Origin of the sequence: Senegalia massiliensis, assembly GCF_009911265.1 — a bacterium.
Lineage (GTDB): Bacteria > Bacillota > Clostridia > Tissierellales > SIT17 > Anaeromonas > Anaeromonas massiliensis_A.
Genome location: NZ_QXXA01000011.1, coordinates 1 through 15,865, shown reverse-complemented (window position 1 = coordinate 15,865; position 15,865 = coordinate 1). Strand labels below are relative to the sequence as shown.

The 15,865-nt window shown below is 29.5% G+C and carries 18 protein-coding genes, 3 tRNA genes and 1 pseudogene; 18 read left to right on the top strand and 4 right to left on the bottom strand.

The features are described 5' to 3' along the window. Positions 1-3 precede the first annotated feature (3 nt). From D3Z33_RS10405 to D3Z33_RS10390, 4 genes are all read left to right on the top strand, one after another. Positions 4-1,032 (top strand): ABC transporter ATP-binding protein, encoded by a 1,029-nt coding sequence (locus D3Z33_RS10405; RefSeq protein WP_160197701.1) that lies wholly within the window; start codon positions 4-6, stop codon positions 1,030-1,032. Next, positions 1,032-2,009, top strand: coding sequence for an ABC transporter ATP-binding protein (locus D3Z33_RS10400; protein ID WP_160197700.1), 978 nt, complete (start codon positions 1,032-1,034; stop codon positions 2,007-2,009). Before D3Z33_RS10405 ends, D3Z33_RS10400 begins: the two co-directional genes overlap by 1 nt. 551 nt (positions 2,010-2,560) lie before the next feature. Beyond that, the gene (locus D3Z33_RS10395) at positions 2,561-4,267 is read left to right on the top strand and encodes a peptide ABC transporter substrate-binding protein (protein WP_160197699.1); all 1,707 of its coding nucleotides are present in this window, start codon (positions 2,561-2,563) and stop codon (positions 4,265-4,267) included. Between the two features lie 311 nt (positions 4,268-4,578). After that, entirely contained in the window at positions 4,579-6,249 is a 1,671-nt protein-coding gene (locus D3Z33_RS10390; protein WP_160197698.1) for a peptide ABC transporter substrate-binding protein, read from the top strand. A 15-nt stretch (positions 6,250-6,264) separates the two neighbouring features. On the opposite strand, the gene D3Z33_RS10385 is transcribed toward D3Z33_RS10390, so the two are convergent. Next, complete coding sequence (locus D3Z33_RS10385) at positions 6,265-6,408, bottom strand: hydroxymyristoyl-ACP dehydratase (RefSeq protein ID WP_160197697.1); 144 nt, start codon at positions 6,406-6,408, stop codon at positions 6,265-6,267. A gap of 145 nt (positions 6,409-6,553) precedes the next feature. On the opposite strand from D3Z33_RS10385, the gene D3Z33_RS10380 reads away from it, so the two are divergent. The 9 genes from D3Z33_RS10380 to D3Z33_RS10340 all read left to right on the top strand — a co-directional run bounded on the left by D3Z33_RS10380 (position 6,554) and on the right by D3Z33_RS10340 (position 11,517). Then, complete coding sequence (locus D3Z33_RS10380) at positions 6,554-7,174, top strand: hypothetical protein (protein ID WP_201750501.1); 621 nt, start codon at positions 6,554-6,556, stop codon at positions 7,172-7,174. After that, positions 7,152-8,126, top strand: a complete 975-nt coding sequence (locus D3Z33_RS10375; protein WP_160197696.1) for an AIR synthase family protein — start codon at positions 7,152-7,154, stop codon at positions 8,124-8,126. Before D3Z33_RS10380 ends, D3Z33_RS10375 begins: the two co-directional genes overlap by 23 nt. Positions 8,127-8,208: 82 nt before the next feature. Further along, the gene (locus D3Z33_RS10370) at positions 8,209-9,225 is read left to right on the top strand and encodes a GerMN domain-containing protein (protein WP_160197695.1); all 1,017 of its coding nucleotides are present in this window, start codon (positions 8,209-8,211) and stop codon (positions 9,223-9,225) included. 89 nt (positions 9,226-9,314) lie between these two features. After that, complete coding sequence (gene rph, locus D3Z33_RS10365) at positions 9,315-10,049, top strand: ribonuclease PH (RefSeq protein WP_160197694.1); 735 nt, start codon at positions 9,315-9,317, stop codon at positions 10,047-10,049. 1 nt (position 10,050) lies between these two features. Then, entirely contained in the window at positions 10,051-10,662 is a 612-nt protein-coding gene (gene rdgB / locus D3Z33_RS10360) for an RdgB/HAM1 family non-canonical purine NTP pyrophosphatase (RefSeq protein WP_160197693.1), read from the top strand. Beyond that, positions 10,655-11,146: a metallophosphoesterase gene (locus tag D3Z33_RS10355; protein ID WP_160197692.1), complete on the top strand. Its 492-nt coding sequence runs from the start codon at positions 10,655-10,657 to the stop codon at positions 11,144-11,146. The genes rdgB and D3Z33_RS10355 overlap by 8 nt, the downstream gene beginning before the upstream one ends. A gap of 73 nt (positions 11,147-11,219) precedes the next feature. Then, a tRNA-Arg gene (locus D3Z33_RS10350) sits at positions 11,220-11,296 on the top strand. A 29-nt stretch (positions 11,297-11,325) separates the two neighbouring features. Then, positions 11,326-11,402, top strand: a tRNA-Arg gene (locus tag D3Z33_RS10345). A 38-nt stretch (positions 11,403-11,440) separates the two neighbouring features. Next, positions 11,441-11,517 (top strand) — tRNA-Arg (locus D3Z33_RS10340). A gap of 96 nt (positions 11,518-11,613) precedes the next feature. Here the strand turns inward: D3Z33_RS10340 and D3Z33_RS10335 are convergent. From D3Z33_RS10335 to D3Z33_RS16740, 3 genes are read right to left on the bottom strand one after another with little or no spacing between them, the layout of a single operon-like run. After that, positions 11,614-12,786 (bottom strand): tyrosine-type recombinase/integrase, encoded by a 1,173-nt coding sequence (locus D3Z33_RS10335; protein WP_160197691.1) that lies wholly within the window; start codon positions 12,784-12,786, stop codon positions 11,614-11,616. A gap of 55 nt (positions 12,787-12,841) precedes the next feature. Beyond that, positions 12,842-13,288 carry an ImmA/IrrE family metallo-endopeptidase gene (locus D3Z33_RS10330; protein WP_160197690.1) on the bottom strand — a complete coding sequence of 149 codons (447 nt, stop codon included), beginning with the start codon at positions 13,286-13,288 and terminating at the stop codon, positions 12,842-12,844. A 2-nt stretch (positions 13,289-13,290) separates the two neighbouring features. Then, a complete protein-coding gene (locus D3Z33_RS16740; protein ID WP_243153482.1) occupies positions 13,291-13,698 on the bottom strand; it encodes a helix-turn-helix domain-containing protein in 408 nt (135 codons plus the stop codon). 174 nt (positions 13,699-13,872) lie between these two features. Between D3Z33_RS16740 and D3Z33_RS10320 the strand changes: the two genes are divergently transcribed. From D3Z33_RS10320 to D3Z33_RS10300, 5 genes and pseudogenes are all read left to right on the top strand, one after another. Then, the gene (locus tag D3Z33_RS10320) at positions 13,873-14,100 is read left to right on the top strand and encodes a helix-turn-helix transcriptional regulator (protein WP_160197689.1); all 228 of its coding nucleotides are present in this window, start codon (positions 13,873-13,875) and stop codon (positions 14,098-14,100) included. Between the two features lie 89 nt (positions 14,101-14,189). Continuing rightward, positions 14,190-14,540 carry a helix-turn-helix domain-containing protein gene (locus D3Z33_RS10315; protein ID WP_160197688.1) on the top strand — a complete coding sequence of 117 codons (351 nt, stop codon included), beginning with the start codon at positions 14,190-14,192 and terminating at the stop codon, positions 14,538-14,540. A 137-nt stretch (positions 14,541-14,677) separates the two neighbouring features. Continuing rightward, positions 14,678-15,157 (top strand): helix-turn-helix domain-containing protein, encoded by a 480-nt coding sequence (locus D3Z33_RS10310; protein ID WP_160197687.1) that lies wholly within the window; start codon positions 14,678-14,680, stop codon positions 15,155-15,157. A gap of 46 nt (positions 15,158-15,203) precedes the next feature. After that, complete coding sequence (locus tag D3Z33_RS10305) at positions 15,204-15,665, top strand: hypothetical protein (protein ID WP_160197686.1); 462 nt, start codon at positions 15,204-15,206, stop codon at positions 15,663-15,665. Further along, positions 15,666-15,865 (top strand): annotated as a pseudogene (locus D3Z33_RS10300) (hypothetical protein); the annotation flags it as partial.

Genomic DNA, 15,865 nt, shown 5'->3' with positions numbered 1-15,865 from the left:
TAGATGGCTAGAGATAAAAGTAAGACTTTAATAGATGTTAAAGATTTAAGAGTATCCTTTGACACATATGCAGGAGAAGTGCAAGCAGTTAGAGGAGTATCATTTTATGTAAATAAAGGAGAGGCTGTGGCTATAGTTGGTGAATCTGGCTGTGGTAAATCTGTTACTGCACAATCAACAATGCAACTTATTCCAATGCCTCCAGGTAGAATAAAAGATGGTCAGGTTATGTTTAATGGAAAAGATCTTACTAAACTTACTGACAAACAAATGGAATCTATTCGTGGTAGTGAGATAAGTATGATTTTCCAAGATCCTATGACGTCTTTAAATCCTACTATGAAAGTAGGTAAACAAATTATGGAAGGACTTATAAAACATCAAAGACTTTCAAAAGCTGAAGCAAAGAAAAAAGCCATTGAAATGTTAGATGTTGTTGGTATTCCTAATCCAGAAAAGCGTGTAGAGCAATATCCACATGAATTTAGTGGTGGTATGAGACAACGTGCAATGATAGCTATAGCATTATCTTGCGATCCTAAGCTTTTGATTGCTGATGAACCTACTACAGCTCTAGATGTTACAATACAAGCTCAAATACTTGATTTAATGAAAGATTTACAGAGAGATTTTGATACAGCAATAATATTAATAACTCATGACCTTGGTGTGGTAGCTGATATTGCACAAAGAGTAGTTGTTATGTATGCCGGACTTGTTATTGAATCAGGTACATTAGATGAAATATTCTATAATGGGCAACATCCATATACTTGGGGACTTATGAGATCAATACCAAAAGTTAATACAGATGAAAAAGAAAGATTAGTTCCTATTGAAGGAACACCTCCAGATTTATTCTCTCCACCGAAAGGTTGTCCATTTGCAGCAAGATGTAAATATGCAATGCCTATTTGTAAGGAGCAAATGCCAGAAAAAACTTACCTTTCTGAAGATCATTATGTGAAATGTTGGTTACAACATGAGATGGCTCCAGATGTAGAAAATCCTATCAAGAAGGGGAGAGAATAATGGCAGAAAAAAATTTAGATAACAAAAAGAATTTAATTGAAGTTAAAAATTTAAAAAAGCATTTTAAAGTTGGTAGAAATCAAATTCTTAAAGCGGTAGATGGTATATCATTCGCTATAAAAGAAGGAGAAACATTAGGTCTTGTAGGTGAATCTGGTTGTGGTAAATCTACTACTGGAAGAACTCTTATACGTCTATATGATGCTACTGATGGAGAAGTAATTTTTGATGGAATGAATGTTCATAAATTAAATAAAAAAGAAATGAAAAATTTTGCAAAAGAAACTCAAATGATATTCCAAGATCCATATGCTTCACTTAATCCTCGTATGACAGTTGGAGATATTATTGGTGAAGGAATGGATATACACAATTTGAGAAAAGGCAAAGAAAGAATGAAGAGAATATATGAACTGCTTGAAACTGTAGGTCTTAACAGAGAACATGCTTCTCGTTTCCCACATGAATTTAGTGGTGGACAAAGACAACGTATAGGTATAGCACGTGCTCTTTCTGTTGAACCTAAATTTATAGTATGTGACGAGCCTATTTCTGCACTTGATGTGTCTATTCAAGCCCAAGTTGTAAATTTACTTGAAGATTTACAAAAAGAGATGGGATTAACATATTTATTTATAGCTCATGATCTTTCAATGGTTAAGCATATATCAGATAGAATAGCAGTAATGTATTTAGGTGCGATAATGGAACTTACATCAAGTAATGACCTTTATAATGAGCCATTACACCCATATACTCAAGCATTACTTTCTGCAATACCTATTGCAGATCCTGAAGCATCTAAAGGGAGAAAGAGAATTATACTTGAAGGAGATGTTCCGAGTCCAATTAATCCTCCTGAAGGCTGTAAATTCCAAAATAGATGTAAATATGCTAAAGACATATGTAGACAAAAAGCACCAGAACTAAGAGAAGTAAAACCAGGTCATTATGTAGCATGTCATTTAGTAGAATAAGTTTTTTGAAAAGTATCGAGTTAATAACTTGATACTTTTTCTTTGCTTTTTTTTAATATTTGAATATTAAGATTCTATTACAAAAACAGAAAAAGTAATTAAATATAATGCTTGTGCATATAAATAATTTAGAGATACAAGAAAGAATAGTATATGGATTATATCTCTAAATAGCTTTTATTAGACAATTGACAAAATATAATTATATAGTTAACAAAGTAATACTATTGTAATATATATAATATTTAGAATATAAGCAAGATACACACAAATAAAAAAAGCGAAATATATTCTTGACATTAATTTAAAAATTCCGTATAATTTAATTAATCTATTAAACAAAAGTAATACTTTTAAGAGCTTTCAGAAATATTGTTAATAGATAATTTATATTTTTTTATTAGAATATTTAAAATATTTCTAAAATTGAGAAGGATTTTAAATATTCTTATGGAATATAAAATATAAGTTAATTAACATCAGAGGGGGTGACATAAGGAATTTTCTGGCAGTAATTATTGATTATAAAATATGAAAGGGGAACAAATTTAATGAAAAAAAATAAGTTGTTAGTAATGCTATTAATCTTTGCAATGGTATTTTCAGTAGCTCTTGCTGGTTGTGCTGGCGATGATGATACAAAAGAAAGCACAGATGATCCGGCAACAGAAGGTGAAAATAATGATGAAGGTGAAGATGCAGGCGAAGAGGAAATGGCTGAAGATCAAGTGCTTAGAATAAATTGGCAGTCAGAGCCTCCAAGTTTAGATCCACAAATATCACAAGATGCTACTTCAAGTAGAATACTTAATGATACATTAGAAGGTATGGTAAGATTAGATGAAGATGGTGTACCAGAAGAAGGTTCAGCAATGGCTGAAACTTGGGAAGTAAATGAAGACGGAACAGAATATATATTCAATTTAAGAGATGCTAAGTGGTCAGATGGAGAACCTGTAACAGCAGCAGATTTTGAATATTCTTGGAAAAGAGCATTAGATCCAGAAACAGCTTCAACTTATGCTTTCATGCTTTATGCTATAAAAAATGCAGAAGCTTATAATTCAGGAGATATAGATAATGCTGATGAAGTAGGAATAACAGCAGAAGATGAAAAAACTCTTAAAGTAACACTTGAAAGACCAGATCCAACTTTCTTAAGTAAATTACAAAATAGTACTTTCTTACCTGCAAGAGAAGATAAAGTTAAAGAGTGGGGAGAAAAGTATGCTTCAGAGGTTGAGTATTTAGTGTCTAACGGACCATTTAAAGTAGTAGAATGGGAACATGAAAATAAATTAGTTATGGAAAAGAATGCAGATTATTGGAATGCTGAAAATGTTAAACTTGAAAGAGTAGAAGGTATCATGGTAAACGATCCTAATACTATAATGAACCTTTATGAAACAGGAGAATTAGATTGGATAAATGTACCATCACAATATATAGAGCAATATAAAGATAAATTAAATACTTATCCAGAAGCATCTACTTTCTACTATACATTTAATACTGAAAATGAATTCTTTAAAAATGTTAAGATAAGAAAAGCATTTGGTATGGCAGTAGATAGAAAGAAAATACAAGAAGCTAGAACTCAAGGTGTAGTTCCACCAGCATGGGCATTTGTACCACCTGGAATGCCAGGACCTGAAGGAACAACATTTAGAGAAGCTAATGGAGAATTATTAAAAGACTTAGGTAATGGTGCTACAGCTGAAGAAGCTAAGAAGTTATTAGAAGAAGGATTAGACGAAATTGGAAAGACAGTAGAAGATATGAAAGGAATCAAATTCCTTACTTTTGATAGTGAAAACTCACTTCAAAGAGCGCAAATTTGGCAACAATATTGGAAAGAAAATTTAGGTATAGAAGTAGGAATAGACACTGCTACATTTAAAGTTAAGATTGATAGAGAAAACAAAAAAGACTTTGCATTCTCATATTCAGGATGGATTGGAGATTACAATGATCCTATGACTTTCATGGATATGTGGGTTACAGATGGACCACAAAATACTGCTGCTTGGTCTAATGCAGAGTATGATGAGTTAATTAAAACAGCTCAAACTACTAATGATAGTGAAGAAAGAATGAATGCAATGTTAGAAGCTGAAAAGATCTTAATGGAAGAACTACCAGTAGCTCCTCAAGATCACTCAGTGGCTGTATTACTTGAAAACCCTAAACTAAAAGGCGTTGTAAGATTACCACTTCAAGTTACAGATGGATTATATAAAGCTTATTTTGTAAAATAAGATATATTTAAAGGATGAATCTTTTGATTCATCCTTTAAATATTACAAAATATTTATAAATGTGAAATAATTTAAAATATATCATTAATTATATGTACTCCTGTAATTAACAAGGTTATAAAATAATAATGAAAAGTAAAAAATAAAGCATTCTTTATAAAAACTTAATAATTTTGACTTTATTTTTTCACTATTCTATAATTTTATATAAGTCATTTTCAGTTTACAATTAAAGGGATGCATTAAATATCCAGAAAATTTAAAACAAACTAAGGTGATTAACTTTAATAACAGAATGGAGGACATAATTAATGAAAAGAACCAAATTACTATCACTATTATTAGTATTTGTTCTTGTAGGTTCATTAGCTCTTACTGCTTGTGGGGGAGATGATAGCTCTACAGATGAAGGCTCAAAGGATGAATCATCAAGCAAGGAATTGGCTGAAGAGCAGGTACTTAGAATGAATTGGAATTCAGAACCACCAAGTCTTGATCCACAAATATCACAAGATGCTACTTCAAGTAGAATACTTATTGATACATTAGATGGACTAATAAGACTTAATGAAGAAGGGTTACCAGAAGAAGGTTCAGCAATGGCAGAATCTTGGGAAGTAAATGAAGACGGAACAGAATATATATTCAAGTTGAGAGATGCTAAGTGGTCAGATGGAGAACCTGTAACAGCTCAAGATTTTGAATATTCATGGTTAAGAGGTTTAGATCCTAAAACTGCATCAACATATGCATATATGCTATATGATATTGTAAATGCAGAAGCTTATAACTCAGGTGATATAAAAGATTCAGCTGAAGTAGGAATTAAAGCAGAAGATGAAAAAACTCTTAAGGTAACATTAAAATCACCAAATCCAGCATTTTTAAGTAAATTACAAAATAGTATTTTCTTACCTGCAAGACAAGATAAAGTAGAAGAGTGGGGAGAAAAATATGCATCAGATGTAGAATACATGGTATCTAATGGAGCATTTAAAGTAACAGAATGGGAACATGAAAACAAATTAGTTATGGAAAAAAATGATAATTACTGGGATGCAGAAAATGTAACTCTTGACAAAGTAGAAGGTATTATGACTAGTGACCCTAATACAATCATAAACCTTTATGAAACAGGAGAATTAGATGTTATAAATGTACCATCACAATATTTAGAAAAATATAAAGATGATTTAATTAAATCACCAGAAGCATCTACTTTCTACTATACATTTAATACTGAAAATGAATTCTTTAAAAATGCTAAGATAAGAAAAGCGTTCGGTATGGCAATAGATAGAGAAAAAATACAACAAGCTAGAACTGAAGGTATTGTTCCTCCAGCATGGGCATTTGTACCACCTGGAATACCAGGACCTGGAGATAAGACTTTTAGAGAAGCTAATGGAGAGTTATTAAAAGATGTAGGTAATGGTTCATCTGCTGAAGAAGCTAAGAAGTTATTAGAAGAAGGATTAGAGGAAATTGGCAAGACAGTAGAAGATATGAATGGAATCAAATTCCTTACTTTTGATAGTGAAAACTCACTTCAAAGAGCACAAATTTGGCAACAATATTGGAAAGAAAATTTAGGTGTAGAAGTGGGGATAGATACTGCTACATTTAAAGTTAAGATTGATAGAGAAAACAAAAAAGATTTTGCATTCTCATATTCAGGATGGGTTGGAGATTACAATGATCCTATGACTTTCATGGATATGTGGATAACAGATGGACCACAAAATACTGCTGGTTGGTCTAATGCAGAGTATGATGAGTTAATTAAAACAGCTCAAACAACAACTGGTGAAGAGCGTATGCAAGCAATGATGGATGCTGAAAAGATTTTAATAGATGAAATGGTTGTATCACCAACAGATCATTCTGTAAAAATCTACTTACAAAATCCAAAAGTAGATGGAATAGTAAGACTTCCACTTGCAATTACAAATGGATATAAAACAGCCTATATAACAAAATAATAAAAAAACTCCGATTTAAATCGGAGTTTTTTTATCCTTTTCATTTTTATAATCGAAATAAGGACAATTGTTTTTAACTATTCCAGTGGAATTTACAATATAGTTTAGATTACATATTCCATCTTTTTGATGTATACAATTTTCTGAGCAATTTATCATAAATTATTCCACCACCATAGAATATATTTGATTTTAGTTTGCCCAATTATAATAATATAATTACAAAAAAATAAAGCTATGATATTATATAATATGTAGGATTAAATAAATCATCTTTGAGAATAATATTTAAAGGGTGATTTAAATGATATTTAATGATTTTACAAAAACTAATATGGTATATCATGTTGTTAATATAAATGATTTATCATTAATTTTAAAAAATGGGATTAAATTTAATGATAAGAATAGTTACAGACAAAAATATTTAGAGTTTCATAAGTTTATTGACAATTATAAACCATCGTATTATCCAAGTTGGGTAATACGACAAAAGGCAATATTTGCGAGTTTAAACTATAAAAAAAATCATCATTTTCATTCTCATAGTATAATTCTGGGAGTGAAAATAAATCAAGATAGGTGTTTTATAGCTAATGAAAATTTAGTTAATCAAATATATGAACCTTTTATACTTAAAGATGATTGTGAATTTAAATTTATGAAGGAATATATAGAAACTATAGGAATAAATAGTATTAAAGATTATTGGAATACTTCATTAAGTTTCAAAGAAAATTTAAAACTTAGAAGAGATAATCTATCTAATTATGATGCTGAAGTTTTAGTATTTCATGAGATTTTGCCAGAAGACATATCTCCTATAGCACTTATAACTGATCATAAATATATACCATATAATAATATTAAATATGTATATTCAAACAAAGGGGAGAAAATGAATGAAAATAGGGAAACTACCTAATGAATTGCTAGAAAATTTAGTTTTCAAATTATTAGAAAATAAAAGAACTGACATAATTACTAGAGGTGCAGTAGGTGAAGATTCAGCAGTAATTGATTTTGATAAATATGCATGTGTTGTATCTACTGATCCAATAACTGGGGCATCGAAAAATATAGGGAAACTAGCTATACATATATCAGCTAATGATGTAGCTTCTAATGGGGCAGAGCCAGTAGGTATACTTCTTACAATATTAGCACCACCAAATACTACTAAACAAGAGATTGAAAATATAATGATTGATGCATCAAACACTGCTAAAGAATTGAACATAGACATAATAGGTGGACATACAGAAATAACAAATGCAGTTAATAAAATAGTGATAAACTCTACAGCTATAGGTAAGCAGCTTAAAGAAAAAACATTAGATTCAAAGAAAGTTGAAAGAGGGTACAAAGTTATACTTACAAAAAAGATTGCAATAGAAGGTACATCAATAATAGCTGAAGATATAGAAGATAAATTAAGAAATAATATAGATGATAATTTAATACAAGAAGCAAAGAATTTAATGAAAAATATTAGTGTAGTAAAAGAAGGTATGATAGCAGGAAATATTGGTGTTGAATATATGCATGATATAACAGAAGGTGGATTATTTGGAGCTATATATGAAGCTTCTCAAGCTATAGATAAAGGAATAAGGATTTATAAAGATCAAATAAAATTAGAAAAGTCTACTGAAATTATATGCAATGAATTAGATATTGATCCATATAGATTGATAGCAAGTGGTAGTCTTATAATAATAACTGATAATGAAAAAGCAGAAAATATATTGAAAAAATTTAAAGAAGCCCAAATAGAATCAAGTATTATAGGTGAGGTTATAGATGATGGTGTATTTTTAGATAATGAAAGAATAGATCCTCCAGAAAGTGATGAACTTTATAAAGTTATAGAATAATGATAAAATTATTTTTATATTTACTCATAGTATTACTTGTTGTCTAATATAATTATATATAGATAACTAAGGGGGTAAATATATGGTTTCTAAAAAACTTATAAGTATATTTTTACTTTTGATTATTTTAGTATCAATTACAGGATGTGGAAAGATGCAAGCTATGAAAGAGATGATTACATCTGAAGAAGATCAAAAAGATACAGCAGAAAAACCAACAGATTCAGTTGAAATAACGGTTGAACAAGAGGATGCAAGGGATACTGTTATTTACTATAAAAGTGACAAAAATTTATTAGTGCCTATAAAAAGAAAAATATCTTGGGATACTGGAATTGCTAAAAAGACATTATCTTATATGGTAAACAATGATAAAAATCAAACTGATATGGTTAAATCAGGATTAAATCCAGTATTACCTACTGGTAGCGAAGTAATAGGTATGTCAGTTGATGAAGAAACTGGTCTTGCTAAGGTTAATTTTTCAAAAGAGATATTAAATACTAATGACAAGGTTGAGGAAGTAAGTTTAGTTAATGCAGTTGTATACACGTTAACAGAATTTCCTACAATTAACAAAGTTCAGTTTATGATTGATGGTGGAATAAAAGAAACATTAACTTATGGAACAGATGTTTTTGACCCTATTGAAAGAAGAGATATAAACTTAGTAGACAATAATGGAGATTCTAAAGTAGTAGTATATTATAAAGGAACTACAAATGGAGAATATGAATATTATGTACCTGTAACTAAAACAGTAACAGCACCTTCTCCAGATATGTATACAGCTTTAGAAGAACTGTTTGAAGGTCCGCCTGAGTCTAGTGGTCTTTATACTGATATTCCAATGGGAGTAGAGCTAAAAGGTGTTGAAGTTAAAGATGGAGTAGCCGTTGTTGATTTATCTGGTGATACAAAAGAAAATATAATGAATCAACAAGCATTTGATTCAATGAATAAAAATATAGCTTTAACATTATCTCAGTTTGATGAAATTGAAAAAGTAGAAATGCTTATAGATGGTAAGACATTAGAAGAAGCTAAAATGAACTTATCTACACCTGAATCTATACCAACATTTGCAAATGAGTATTAATAAAGGGCATCTATAGATGCTCTTTTGTTGTTATAAAAACAAATATTTGGTATCATAATTATACTAGATAAATAAAAGGAAGTGAAAATATGAATAGAAACGATGGAAGAAAAAATAATGAACTCAGAAAAGTAAAAATGACTAGGGATTATCTTTTGCATCCTAATGGTTCAGTTCTTATAGAAATGGGTAATACAAAGGTGATTTGTACAGCTATGATAGAAGAAAAAGTACCGCCATTTTTAAGAAATACAGGTCAGGGTTGGATTACAGCTGAATATTCTATGTTGCCAGCATCAACTATAACTAGAAAAAGAAGAGAAGCAACTAAAGGTAAGTTGGAAGGTAGAACTCAAGAAATTAAAAGACTTATTGGTAGATCACTAAGGTCGGTTGTAGATTTAGATAAATTAGGTGAAAGAACAATTTGGGTTGATTGTGATGTAATTCAAGCTGATGGTGGAACTAGAACAGCATCCATTACAGGTGCATTTGTTGCTGTTGCTGATGCATTAAATTTCCTTAAAGAAGAGGGACAAATTGATGATATTCCATTAAAATCATTTATATCAGCTATTAGTGTAGGGATAGTTGAAAATGAAAAATTATTAGATTTATGTTATATAGAGGATTCAAATGCACATGTGGATATGAATATAGTAATGACAGACAAAGGAGAAATTGTTGAAATACAGGGTACAGGAGAACAAGCACCCTTTAACAGAGTAGACTTAAATGAATTATTAGATTTAGCTGAAAAGGGTAATAAAGAACTTATAGAAATGCAAAAAGATATATTAAATGGAATTACAAAAGGAGAATAAAATGAACAGAAGAAAAATAATAGTTGCAAGTGGAAATATAAATAAAATAAAAGAAATAAAAAAAATTTTAGATGGACTAAATTTAGATATAATTTCAAAAAATGAAGTAGGTTTAAAAGATATAGAAGTAATAGAAGATAAGGATACATTAGAAGGAAATGCTATAAAAAAAGCTAAAGAAATCTCTGAATTAGTTGATGGTATAGTACTTGCTGATGATACTGGATTATTTGTAGATAAATTAAATGGAGAACCTGGAGTATATTCTGCTAGATATGCAGGAGAAGATGCTAATGACCTGAACAATAATAAAAAGCTTTTAAAGAAACTAGAAGGGTTAAATTTAGAAGATAGAACTGCTGAATTTAGAACAGTGATAGCTATAGTGTTAGAAGATAAAACTGTTAAAACTCTTACAGGTGTATGTAAAGGGAAGATTGCTTTAGAAAGAACAGGAAATAATGATTTTGGATATGATCCACTATTTATACCTGATGGATATAAGGAAACATTTGCTGAAATGCCACAAAAAATTAAAAATGATATAAGTCATAGAGCAAATGCATTAAAAAAATTAAGATTAAAATTAGAAGAAGTGCTAGATAATGAATAAAGTTAAAATAGCAGTTATATCCGATAGTCATGGTTCAGATGATAAAATTGAAACAATTATAGATACATTAAAGTCTATGAATGATTTAGATATTTTTGTACATTTAGGTGATTTTGCATTAGATGCTGAATATATTAAAGAACAAACTAATATAGATATGATAGTAGTAAGAGGGAATTGTGACTTTGAATTATATGAAATAAATGAGGAAGAGATTTTAAATATAAATGATAAAAAAATATTATTAACTCATGGACATAAATATAATATAAAAGATAATTTAAATAATTTATATTATAGAGCAAAAGAATTACAAGTGGATGCAGTTTTATTTGGGCATATTCATAGGCCTGTTAATGTTATTGAAGATAATATTTTACTATTTAACCCTGGAAGTATCTCGGAACCAAGAGGAGGCAGTACTAATAGTTATGGTATATTGACTATTGACAATAATATAAAGTCGAATATAGTCGAAATTTAACTAATATGAAAATTTTTCATATTGACTTAGATAATTTTCTATGTTATACTTTTTATTGTTAAAGAACAATATTGCACCTGTAGCTCAGTAGGATAGAGCAACGGACTTCTAATCCGTGTGCCGGGGGTTCGAATCCTCCCAGGTGCACCATAATTTTTTAGCTTAATATAATAAAATATGCACCTGTAGCTCAGTAGGATAGAGCAATGGACTTCTAATCCATGTGCCGGGGGTTCGAATCCTCCCAGGTGCACCATTAAAAAAGGACTTTCTTAAGTCCTTTTACTTATATATGCGTCCTTAGCTCAGTTGGATAGAGTGGCTGACTTCGAATCAGTTTGTCGCGGGTTCGAATCCTGCAGGGCGCACCATTAAAAACACTGTAAAAATAGAGGATATGACTTAATTGCCATATTCTCTATTTTAGTTTACATAATTCAATTTGGGGACATTTTGGGGACTTGGCGTTATTTTATGTCTTTTTCCCCAGTTTCAAAGAACATTTCTTCTAGTTTATCAGCTGCAGCTTTATCTACAGATTTTAACTCATGAGCATATATATTCATTGTTGTGCTTGTATTACTATGGCCAAGTCTTGATGATAAAGCTCTTACATTTATACCTGAATTAATAAGCATAGTAGCAGAGGTATGTCTTAATTGGTGAAATGTTATTTTTTTTAGTCCATTTCTTTTAATAAATTTATCAAACCATTTTGAAGGTGTATAAGGATGCATAGCTTTACCATTCCATTGAGTAAATAGAAATCCAGTTTCTTCCCATAAATCTCCACACTTCAATTTATTTTCTAATTGTTCTATTTGATACTTTTTAATTAGTTTAGTTATAGATCCAGGAACAGATATAGTTCTGTTTGATGAAAAGTTTTTTGGGTCTTTAGTAAAAGTACCTTTTTTTGATAAATATTGATTAGCTTGTTCTATAGTTATAGTATTATTTTCAAAGTCAATATGCTCCCATTTAAGGCCCATTAATTCACCTAATCTTAATCCAGCAGTTACTGTAATCATTATTGCGACTTTATATTTCATAGGTTCATTTTTTAAGCAGCTAATTAATAATTTTACTTCTTCTTCATCATAAAATTCATGCTTTGGTTTTACGTATTTAGCTGGTGAAATATTTTCTGCTGGGTTTTTAGAAAGTATTTCCCACTTAACTGCAGTTTTAAAAATTACATTTAATAATTTATGGTATTTTATTATACTATTATTAGATAAAGGCTCACCATTTTTCTTTTTATATTTTTCTTTTAAAAACTTATAATAATCTAATAGATGCATTGGTTTAATTTGTGATAGCTTCATATGTCCTATATAAGGCAGTATTTTAGTATCAAGGTATCCTTGGTATGTGTTTATAGTTTTATCTGCTAAATTAGGCATAGCATAAACTTCTAACCATTTGTATGCAAAGGCACTAAGTGTAACTTTTGCAGGCTCAATGAAAGTATCATTTTCTACACTGGCCACAAACTTGACTAATTCTTTTCTGGCCTGAGTAATATTTTTACATTTTACTGTTTTAGTAAACTTTTTTCTTTTTCCCTCTAATCCATATCCAGCTGATACTACCAATCTATAAGAATTTTTACCACGTTTTTCAATTGATCCAGCCATTTTATCACTCCTTCATAAGAATATATGTTCGGTTTAATACTAAAAAATATAATACTCAATATGAGTACATTTCTAAACTTTTTTCACTTACATGTAATGATTTTGATATTTGCTCTATTGTGTAACCTTCATAATCTATACTATCTATTTCAATATTAAGCAGTTTAAGAGCAAAATAATCAGCTTGTTTTTCTAGCTTACCTTTATTGATTAAATTTTTATTGTATGCAGCTTGATATATTTCAGTATGCAAGATGGCATGTCCTAACTCATGGGCTAGGACAAACTTTTCATACTGGAAATCTAAATTATCTTTAATAAAAACTGTTTCTTGATTAAAATAATCTCTCATATAAAGAGCTTCATTATCTTCAATCATTAAACTATGCTTAGGTATCTTTTTTATATTGATATTTAAAGCATTGTAGATCTCATATATATCGCTAGATTTACAGTGCTCAATAAGACCATATATGTATTCGTTGATCCATCTTAGACCCATAGTTAATCCCCCTTACTTTTATATTTATAGCTTAATAACCTTATATGAGTAAGTACTTCATTAGCAAACTGTACAACTTTTTCATCTGACATTTTATTTACATCAAATCCACCGAATCCCATAATTACATTTTGCTCAAGTAAAAATTTTACTGCTTCCTCTGGAGAAGTGAATTCTTCTGGTAATAAATCTTGTTTATCTGAATCTCTTTTATCGGTTTTTCCTAATAAATAATCAATAGATACGTCGAAAAAATTAGAAAGGTAATCTAATGTTTCAATGTTAGGCTCTATTCTTCCAGTTTCATATTTTGATATATTTGCTTTTGTTACATTTAGCTTATTACCTAGCTCTTCTTGAGTTAATTTTTTTTCTAGCCTTAAACTTTTAAGTCTTTCAGGAAATCCCATTTTTATTCACTCCAATATTATAACTTATCTAATATTCTAATATATCTTAATTGGAAACTAAAGCAATAATCCAAAAAAGATTTTTTATTTCAAAAAACTATTGACAGTATCGAAAAAAGATACTATAATTAAAATATACCAAGTATCGTAAAAGGAAACTTAGGAGGTGTAAGCTTGTACTCAAAACTAAGAAGTATAAGAAATGATAGGAAAGTATCAGCTTCAGAAATGAAAAAAATTTTAGGCCTTAAAACTGAAGCAGCATATTATAAGAAAGAATCTGGTATGGTTAAATTTTCATTAATAGAAGCTAAGATAGTTTCAGAAAAATTTAATATTCCAATAGAAGAACTTTTTTTTGAAGAAGAAGTATCGAAAAATGAAACAAATCATACTGCATAAACTAATGACTAAGTTAATTATCTCATGATGGAGATTTTCAAGAAAGCTGTAAATATTGGCAAATGAGGAACTGTGAGGAGGTGAGAGAAATGGACAAAGACATAAAAGAGCAAGATATTGAGAAGAAGAATAAAAATGAAGAGAAAGATATTAAAGACAATAAAAAAGATAAAAAGACTTCAAAGTATAAAAGAGCTACATTAACAGCAAAGCAAGCAGCTGACTATATAGGAATAAGTTACTGGTTAATTTTAGAGCTAGTAAAAAGAAAAAGAATACCTTGTATAGATTTAGGTGGAAGGAAATTATTCAGAAAAAAATCTTTAGATGATTGGATGACTAAAGAAGAAAATAAAATTATGGCTATAGATACAAACGATCCTTCGTCAGTAGAAAAGTATTTAAATGCACAAGAAAATAATAGAAGGGAGGTGTCTTGATGACACCTAGTAAGAAAAGAGTTATTGCTAGTTATATAGGAAAAGTTAGGGACATGCCTAGATTTAAGAAAGAGATTATCGATTTAACTATTAAGTAGTTGTTACTTATATTTTATAACGAAAGGAAGGTTATTGGAATGAACATTAATTGCAGAAGTATCTATAAATTGGCTAGGGATATTGCAGGTTTAACTCAAAAAGATGCAGCTGAGAAAATAGGGGTTAGCATTAGAACTCTTGCAGGATATGAAGCATTAAAGCCAGTACCACATAGTGACATAGTAAAGAATATGGTAAGTGTGTATAAAGCTAATTGGTTAGGATATGAGCATTTAAGAAGTACATCAGAGTTGGGAAAAAGTTGTTTACCAAAGATAGCATTTAAGAGCATTGCAGAATCAGTATTAATGTTTCAAAAAGAGGTTAATGACCTAGAAAGTATTAATAATGACATGATAAATATTGCTTGTGACAATATAATTCAAAGTCATGAGAAAGGAAGGTGGAAGGAAGTTACAAAGGAAATTGAGGAAGTAGCAGGAGCAGCATTAAGTTTAATCTTTACACAAAATAAAAAGACTTCCCTAGACGGCCATCTAGAAGAAGTCAGCATTTAAAAATATATTATACGTTAATTATACCAAAATAAGGAGGAATGTACAAATGAAATTACCATACGGATCATACTCTAAGAAAGGGTTTAGAGGTAGTGGAATGAAATTGCGACGTAGTGAATACTTTGAATACATTTATAAAGGAAAGTCATATTTCTATAAAAGGAAAGTTTATACAAGTGCTTATGATGGAGATATTCAATATGAAAAGATAACAAAAGCTACATTTAAAAGAGCAATAACTAGAGGGAATAAAACAGAAACAATGTATGTTGATAACGATTTTGAAGAAATATTTTTTGGTACAGTAGCAAAAGTTTTAGCAGATTTTTATGATATTAAAGTGAAATATGCAAGAGAAGCTTTAGAGAATACTCTAGATACCATAAATGAACTTAAAAAAATATATGGATCTATAGATGAAAATTTTAAAAGTATTCTTTTTAGACAAAGAATAGAAAATTTTGTTGAGTATGTTATTCCAGTTAAAAAGATGAAGGAGGCAATATAGATGGAAAATAAACTTCATGAAGAATTTTTAAAACTATTTAACAAGATTGAAAATGAAGATACTACAGATCTATTGGAATATTTGAGATTAACTGATTATTTTACAGCTCCATCTTCTACAAAGTTTCATGGAGCTAAAGAAAGTGGGAATTTAGAGCATAGTATAAATGTTACAAAATTTGCTTTAGATTTAAATAAAAA